Consider the following 7,269-nt stretch of genomic DNA (forward strand, 5'->3'; position numbering starts at 1 on the left):
CGGCTGGTCGACGACATCGAGAACGGCAAGCCCTATCCGGGCTTCCGGCGCGCGCACAGCAAGGGCATGTGCGTGTCCGGCCATTTCGTCCCGACGCCGCAGGCCGCTGCGCTGTCGCGTGCCCGCGTCTTCGCCCAGCCGAGGACGCCGGTGCAGGGGCGCCTGTCGATCGGTGGCGGCGATCCCTTCGGCGCCGAGGCGCAGGCGCGCGTGCGCAGCTTGGCGCTGTCGTTGCGGACGGACGACGGGCAGGAATGGCGGATGGCGATGAACAGCTTCCCGTTCTTCGCGGTGGCCACGCCGGCTGGCTTCCATGCACAGATGCTGGCATCGCGCCCCGATCCGGCCACCGGCAAGCCCGACCCGGCGAAGATGGCGGCGTTCCTCGCGCAGTATCCGGAAGCCGCCCGCTTCCAGGCCTGGGCGAAATCCGCGCCGTGGTCGAGCAGTTGGGCGAACACGGACTACAACGGCGTGAACGCCTTCCGATTCATCGATGCACAAGGCCGCTCGCGCTTCGTGCGGTGGTCGATGCGACCGCAGGCCGCGTTCGAACCGTTGGCCGACACCGCACGCCGGCAGGCCGAAGCGGATTACCTGCAACGCGAACTGCAGGGACGGCTCGCCCGGGGCCCGCTGCGCTGGGACATGGTGGTCACGGAAGCGGTGGCCGGCGATCCGGTCGATGACCCGTCGCAGCCGTGGCCGGCGTCGCGGCCGCAGCAGGTGGTCGGCACGCTGGTGCTGGACCGCAGCGAGGCCCAGGCCACTGGCGCATGCCGCGACGTGAACTACGACCCCACCGTGGTGCCGGACGGCGTGGCGCTGTCCGGCGACCCCATCCTCGCTGCACGCGCCGCTGCGTACAGCGTGTCGTTCAATCGTCGCGAGCGCGAGACTGCGCGCGGCGACATCGCGACGCCGCCGTCCGCATCGGACGCGGAGGTGGGCCGGTGAACCGTCACGGCCATTTCGATGCGGTCGCGCGCCTGCTGCACTGGGGCATGGCGGTCCTGATCCTGACGATGCTGTTCGTCGGCGTCGGCATGGTCGCGTCGCTCGCCTGGCGGCCGGCACTGGTCGACCTGCATCGCCCGCTGGGCATCGCCGTGCTGGTGCTGGCGTTGGTCCGCCTGCTGTACCGCTGGCGCCACCCGCCACCTCCCCTGCCCGCTTCGCTTTCCCGCCCGCAGGCGCTCGCGGCGAAGGGGTCGCACGTCGCGCTGTATGCGGCCATGCTGGCCATGCCGCTGCTCGGTTGGGCGATGCTGTCGGCCGGCGGCTATCCGGTCCGCATGACCGCCACCTGTTCGCTGCCACCGATCCTTCCGCACGATCCCGCCCTGTACAGCGCCCTGCGACAGGCTCATGGCGTGCTGGGCTATGCGCTGTTCGCGCTGATCCTGCTGCACGCGGCGGCAGCGCTCCACCATGCCTGGGTGCATCGCGATGGCGTTTTCGAGGCCATGGCGCGCGCAAGACCCCGTGGGCCGGCGACGCCCGATAGCCAGCCGCCCGAGCCGCCGGCGCCGGCCGCCTGAGTGACGGACCCGACACTCCATCCGCGCGGCAATGCGCATCGTGGTCGATGGCCGGACCGCCGCGCGTGCTGATCGCGTTCAACAAACCCTTCAACGTGCTCTGCCAGTTCACCGACCGCAGCGATCCGCCGCGGCGGACACTGGCGGAATTCGGCCTGCCGCCGCGCGTCTATGCGGCGGGTCGGCTGGATTACGACAGCGAAGGCTTGCTGCTGCTCACGGACGATGGCGCGTTGGCGAACCGGCTGACCGATCCGCGCCACAAGCAACCGAAGACGTACTGGGTGCAGGTTGAAGGCTCGCCCACCGAAGATCAGCTGGACGCGTTGCGTCTTGGCGTGGTGTTGAACGATGGACCGACGCGACCTGCGCTGGTCGAGCGTCTGGATGACGCGCCGGCGTTGTGGCCGCGCGATCCGCCCGTGCGCTTCCGCAAGTCGGTACCGGATGCGTGGCTGTCGGTCACCATCACCGAAGGTCGCAACCGCCAGGTCCGGCGTATGACGGCGGCCGTCGGCCTGCCCACGCTGCGACTGGTGCGTACGTCGATGGGCGATACCCGACTGGGTGACCTGATGCCGGGCATGTGGCGCCCGCTGTAACGCGGGCGCCAAGCCATCAGACATCAGCTCTCGGCGGTGCGCGCCGTGCTGCGCGGCTTGCGCGGCGTTCCGGTCTTGCGTGCCGTGGAGGTCTTGGCCGTGCCATTGACCTTGCGCGCTTCAACGCGGCGCGACTTGCCTTCGATCGCACCCGTGGCCTGGTCCTGCTTGCGCTTGCGGTAAGCGACCAGGGCCAGCAGCCCGACGCCGATACCGGTGGCCACGGCGACGGCAGGATTGCGACGCACGAAGCCCACGGCCAGCCTGCCGCCGGTCTTCGCCACGCCGAGCGCGGCGCCGGTCTGCAGCAGCTTGTCGGCGCTGGGAACCGCATGCTTGAGGCTGGTACCGGCCTGGCTGGCCAGCTCGAGTGCGCGATCGGTGATGGTGGTCAGCTTGCTCATGGCGTCTTCCCTGAAAGGGGTGGGGAGGACGCCAGTGTCCGGCGCTGGATGTTTACGTGGTGTTAGTTCCGCTGCCCCGCGCTGGCCGCCGGCTGAACGTGATGCGCGTAAAGCACGCGAACGAGAGGCGGATGCGCGAGGCCGTGCGATGAGGCGAGCTTCATGCGGTCGTGCGCATGGCGCACGCTACGTACCGCGCGGCTTCGCCCGATGGGTCGCCTGGGCGCTCCAGGGATCGTCGGGCCACGGATGCTTCGGGTATCGCCCCTTCATCTCCTTCTTCACCTCGGCGTAGGTCGAGTTCCAGAAGTTGCGCAGGTCGGAGGTCACCTGCAGGGGTTTGCCGCCCGGTGAGAGCAAATGCAGCAGGACGGGCACGCGGCCGTCCGCCACGCGCGGGGTATCGGCCAGGCCGAACAACTCCTGCAGCTTCACCGCCAGCACCGGCGGCTGGCCGTGCGCATACTCGATGCGGCGCTCCATGCCCGACGGCACGGTGATCCGCGTGGGTGCGAGCGCATCGATGCGCTGGCGCAGCGACCAGTCGAGGCCGGACTTCAGCGCGTTCGCCAGATCGTCCTCGCCCAGCGCATCCAGCCGCGTCTTGCCAGCGAAGGCGGGCTTCAGCCAGGTATCGAGCGTCGCCATCAATGCGTCGTCGGACAGGTCGGGCAGGCCGAGGTCGGGCATCCACTCGCGCAGGCAGCGCACGCGTTCGCGCCATTGCTGCAGCGATTCGGGCCACGGCAACGCGTCCAGACCGAGGTCGCGCACCGCATCGGTCAGCGCGGCGGCGGCGAGCACGGGATCCACGCGTCCGGCAGGCCGCGCGTCGAACACGATCTGGTCGAAGCGCGATTCGCGTTGCGCCGACAGCGCGCGCCGCGACGCATCCCAGCGGACGGTGTCCTCGGTGACGAAGCGATCGGCGAAGTCGCGTCGCAGTCGCCGTTCGTCCAGCGGCGCGGCCCGCTGCACAAGCGCGTCGCGCGCTTCATGGCGAAGCTCGCTGACCACGATCCACGGCTCGCCGACCATCGCACTGTCGTCGAACAGCCGTGCGCTGCGTCCGTTCGCCAGCAGGTAGCGCCGCGCGTCCTGGGGATGCTGGAAACCGATGCGGTCCGGAAACGCATGCATCAGCACGTCGCCCAGGCGATGCGCTTCAACGGAGGATGGCGGCGCTGCGTTCTCACGCACGCGGCGGCGCCACTGCTTCGCGGCGGCTTCGATCGCGGCCAGGCCGGAGCGGTTCGCGTCCTGCGGCGCGCGGCCGCTGCGGAACGCCGCCAGGGCGCGCCAGCGCGCGGCCAGCGCATCGCCGCCCATCCGCAGTGGATCGCGCGCTTCGACCAGCGCGGCGAGGTCGCAGGCGAGCGCGCGGTCCTCGCCCTCGCCTGCCGACAGCAACATCGCCGCGAGCCGCGGATGCGTGCCGAGCGCGAGCATGCGCTTGCCCAGCGGTGTGATGGCGTTCGTCGCCGTCAGTGCGCCGAGGCGGCGCAACAGGTCGCGCGCGGCGTTCATCGCGCCGGGCGGCGGGGCATCGACGAAGCGCAGGTCGTCGCTGCCCCATGCGGCCAGCTCCAACGCCAGCGCGCCGAGTTCGACCAGCGCGATCTCCGGCCGCCGTTGCGGATCCAGCCGCTGCGACTGCGGCCACAGGCGATACGCCCACCCTTCGGCCACGCGACCAGCGCGACCGGCGCGCTGGTCGGCGGAGGCCTGCGAGATGGTCGTCACTTCCAGTCGCGAGAAGCCGCTGTTCGGGTCGTATGAAGGCTCCCGCGCCTGTCCGCTGTCGACCACCACGCGCACCCCGGGCAGCGTCACCGACGATTCGGCGACGTTGGTCGCCAGCACGACGCGGCGTCGGCCCTGTGGATCCGGCTGCAACGCTTCGGACTGTTTCTCCACTGGCAATTCGCCATGCAGGGCGAGGACGACGAAGTCCTCTTTTCCTTCTCCCCTCGGGAGAAGGTGCCCGGAGGGCGGATGAGGGGCGAGCGCAGTCCTGTTGCCGGCCCCATCGCGACTTTCGTTACCCCTCTCCCCAACCCCTCTCCCGGTGGGAGAGGGGCTCAACATCGCCTCCAGCCGCGCGATCTCGCGCTGGCCCGGCAGGAATACCAGCACATCGCCGGGATGCGATTGCACCGCATGCTCGACGGCGCGACGTACCTGGACCTCCAGCGCCTCGTCGCGGCGCGCGGGGAAGTGCGCGACCTGGACCGGGAAGCCGCGGCCTTCGCTGCTCAGCCGTGGCGCATCGAGGAACCGCGCCAGCTTCTCGCCGTCGAGCGTGGCGGACATCACGACGATGCGCAGGTCCTCGCGCAGCTGCGCCTGCACGTCCAGCGCGAGCGCCAGACCGAGGTCGCCCGCCAGGTGGCGTTCGTGGAATTCGTCGAACAGGATCGCACCGACGCTCTCCAGCATCGGATCGTCCTGGATCATCCGGGTCAGGATGCCTTCGGTGACCACTTCGATCCGCGTGTCCGGCCCGACCTTGTTCTCGAAGCGGATGCGGTAGCCCACCGTCTCGCCGACGGCTTCGCCGCGTTGCTTCGCCATGAAACCGGCCGCCGCGCGCGCCGCCACGCGGCGGGGTTCCAGCATCACGATCTTGCGGCCCTGCAGCCACGGCTCGTCCAGCAGCGCCAGCGGGACCTGCGTGGTCTTGCCCGCACCGGGCGGGGCTTCCAGCACCAGGCGCGGATGGTCGGACAGGCTGCGGACGATGTCCGGCAGCAGTGGGGTGATCGGGAACGTGGGTGATGGCATGCGGTGGGAAGGATAAGGCTTTCCCGGTCGAACTCTTGCACCTGGATGTGGGAGCGACGTAAGTCGCGATGAATCACCGCGGAAGCCGCATCGCGACTTACGTCGCTCCCACATCGCACATCCCAGAACCCAGCGCCTACACCGGCTAAAATGCCGCCATGGATCTCATCGACATCGGCGCCAACCTCACCCACGAAAGCTTCGACCACGACCGCAACGCGGTGCTCCAGCGCGCGCGCGAAGCCGGCGTGGTGCAGCAGGTGGTCACCGGCGCCAGCCGCGAGCATTCGCCGACGGCCCTGCGCCTGGCGCAGGCGCATCCGGGCGAGCTGTTCGCCACGGCAGGCGTGCACCCGCACCACGCCACCGAGTACACCGACGAATGCGACGCCGAGATGCGCGCGCTGCATGCGCATACCGAGGTCGTCGCGGTGGGCGAATGCGGACTGGATTACTTCCGCGATTTCTCGCCGCGGCCGGCGCAACGCAAGGCGTTCGAGCGGCAGCTGCAGATCGCGGTGGACACCCGCAAGCCGCTGTTCCTGCACCAGCGCGACGCGCACGACGACTTCGTGGCGATGATGAAGAACTTCGACGGCCAGCTCGGCCCGGCCGTCGTGCACTGCTTCACCGGCACGAAGAAGGAACTGTTCGACTGCCTGGACCAGGACTGGTACATCGGCATCACTGGTTGGCTGTGCGACGAACGCCGCGGCCTGCACCTGCGCGAGCTGGTGAAGAACATCCCGGCGAACCGGCTGATGATCGAGACCGACGCGCCCTACCTGCTGCCGCGCACGGTGAAGCCGCAGCCCTCGCATCGCCGCAACGAACCGATGTACCTGGCCCACATCGTGGCCGAGCTGGCGCGCGACCGCGGCGAGGACATCGAGGTCACCGCCGCCGCCACGACGGCGACGGCGCGCGCGTTCTTCCGGCTGCCGGAAGGCGCCTGAGCAGGACCGCGTCAACCGACCTTGGTGTCCTCAGACTTGGCCTGCTGCATGGCCTCGGGTTCGAGCTCTTCGGCACTGCGGTTGAGGCGGACGAACACGCCCCACGCCACCAGCAGCAGCGCCGCCGAGCCGCCGATCGCGAAGACGTAAGGCAACTGCCGGGGATCTTCGTGCATCAGTTCGAACGCGGCGACCAGCGTCTCGATGGACAGTGCGATGACGATGACGACGAGGAAGCGCGACAGGTAACGCCGCACGCGTGTGGGACCACTGACTTTCACGTCGCGCTGCACTTCTTCTTCGAACACCGTCTGCGCCAGCTCCAGCGCGACCAGCCCGATGGTCAGCATGCCGATGCTCTCGAGGATGTTGTCGAAACGGCCGCGCAGGCCGGCGTCGTTGCCCGCGATGACCACGCCATGCCACAACTCGCTCGCGGCCAGGACGACGAGCGCGATGGCGGCGGCGAAGAACAGGGCGATGATGGCCAGGTGGCCGGCGAGGAACAGCTTGTGCAGGTGCTTCATGGCGACGCCCCGGAGCGGTGGCGAAGCATGGAGGCAGACAGCGTCAGGGCGGCGTGAAGCCGGGAGCGGACGCTCTCCCCTCGCGTGGCAGGTTCAACCCGCGCAGCTGCGTCCTTCTCCGGCCCCCCACAGCGATGCCAGTCCCTGCCGATAGTCGGCGTGGCGCGGCCGCCAGTGCAGCGCTTCCCGGGTCTGCTGCGCGTCGATGCGCTTGCTTGCCCCGTAGAAGCGACGCAATGCCGGTGATGCGCGTTCGGCGTCGTAGGGTTCGGCCGGCGGCAACGGCAGGCCGCTGAGCGCGGCGGCGTGGGCCAGCACCTCCTGCGGCGGTGCCGGCAGCTCGTCGGCGATCAGGTAGGTCGCGTCCGGCGTGCGCGTATGCCATAGCGAAGCGGTGATCGCGTCGCAGGCGTCATCGACATGGATGCGGTTGAACACTAGGCCGGGCTTCACCC

At 69.7% G+C, this 7,269-nt stretch carries 7 protein-coding genes and 1 pseudogene; 4 read left to right on the top strand and 4 right to left on the bottom strand.

Features of this window, described 5'->3' with window-relative positions:
* The 3 genes from AC04L7_RS09265 to AC04L7_RS09275 form a co-directional block, all read left to right on the top strand.
* The coding region (locus AC04L7_RS09265) for a catalase family peroxidase (protein WP_475512877.1) at nt 1–957 on the top strand (957 nt) is incomplete at its 5' end.
* Nucleotides 954–1,541, top strand: coding sequence for a cytochrome b (locus AC04L7_RS09270; RefSeq protein ID WP_436000871.1), 588 nt, complete (start codon nt 954–956; stop codon nt 1,539–1,541). The genes AC04L7_RS09265 and AC04L7_RS09270, both read left to right, overlap by 4 nt.
* A 65-nt stretch (nt 1,542–1,606) precedes the next feature.
* Nucleotides 1,607–2,143, top strand: a complete 537-nt coding sequence (locus AC04L7_RS09275) for a pseudouridine synthase (RefSeq protein WP_436001129.1) — start codon at nt 1,607–1,609, stop codon at nt 2,141–2,143.
* 23 nt (nt 2,144–2,166) lie between these two features.
* Here the strand turns inward: AC04L7_RS09275 and AC04L7_RS09280 are convergent, their stop codons facing one another.
* The gene (locus tag AC04L7_RS09280; protein WP_296278731.1) at nt 2,167–2,547 is read right to left on the bottom strand and encodes a hypothetical protein; all 381 of its coding nucleotides are present in this window, start codon (nt 2,545–2,547) and stop codon (nt 2,167–2,169) included.
* 186 nt (nt 2,548–2,733) lie between these two features.
* Complete coding sequence (gene hrpB, locus AC04L7_RS09285) at nt 2,734–5,445, bottom strand: ATP-dependent helicase HrpB (RefSeq protein ID WP_436000874.1); 2,712 nt, start codon at nt 5,443–5,445, stop codon at nt 2,734–2,736.
* 44 nt (nt 5,446–5,489) lie between these two features.
* Here hrpB and AC04L7_RS09290 point away from each other — a divergent pair, with 44 nt between their 5' ends.
* Entirely contained in the window at nt 5,490–6,287 is a 798-nt protein-coding gene (locus AC04L7_RS09290; RefSeq protein ID WP_436000876.1) for a TatD family hydrolase, read from the top strand.
* 11 nt (nt 6,288–6,298) lie between these two features.
* Here the strand turns inward: AC04L7_RS09290 and AC04L7_RS09295 are convergent, their stop codons facing one another.
* Together AC04L7_RS09295 and AC04L7_RS09300 are read right to left on the bottom strand one after the other, a co-directional pair.
* Complete coding sequence (locus AC04L7_RS09295) at nt 6,299–6,814, bottom strand: hypothetical protein (RefSeq protein ID WP_296278728.1); 516 nt, start codon at nt 6,812–6,814, stop codon at nt 6,299–6,301.
* Nucleotides 6,815–6,907: 93 nt separating this feature from the next.
* A pseudogene (locus AC04L7_RS09300) lies at nt 6,908–7,269 on the bottom strand (epimerase); the annotation flags it as partial.

The sequence above is a fragment of the Pseudoxanthomonas sp. LjRoot204_2 genome (assembly GCF_056175765.1).

What these genes read in the sequence shown, in the direction of transcription:
- hrpB (WP_436000874.1), bottom strand. Translation starts at nt 5,445, where the DNA reads ATGTGGGAGCGACGTAAGTCGCGATGCGGCTTCCGCGGTGATTCATCG.
- AC04L7_RS09295 (WP_296278728.1), bottom strand. Translation starts at nt 6,814, where the DNA reads ATGAAGCACCTGCACAAGCTGTTCCTCGCCGGCCACCTGGCCATCATC.
- AC04L7_RS09280 (WP_296278731.1), bottom strand. Translation starts at nt 2,547, where the DNA reads ATGAGCAAGCTGACCACCATCACCGATCGCGCACTCGAGCTGGCCAGC.
- AC04L7_RS09290 (WP_436000876.1), top strand. Translation starts at nt 5,490, where the DNA reads ATGGATCTCATCGACATCGGCGCCAACCTCACCCACGAAAGCTTCGAC.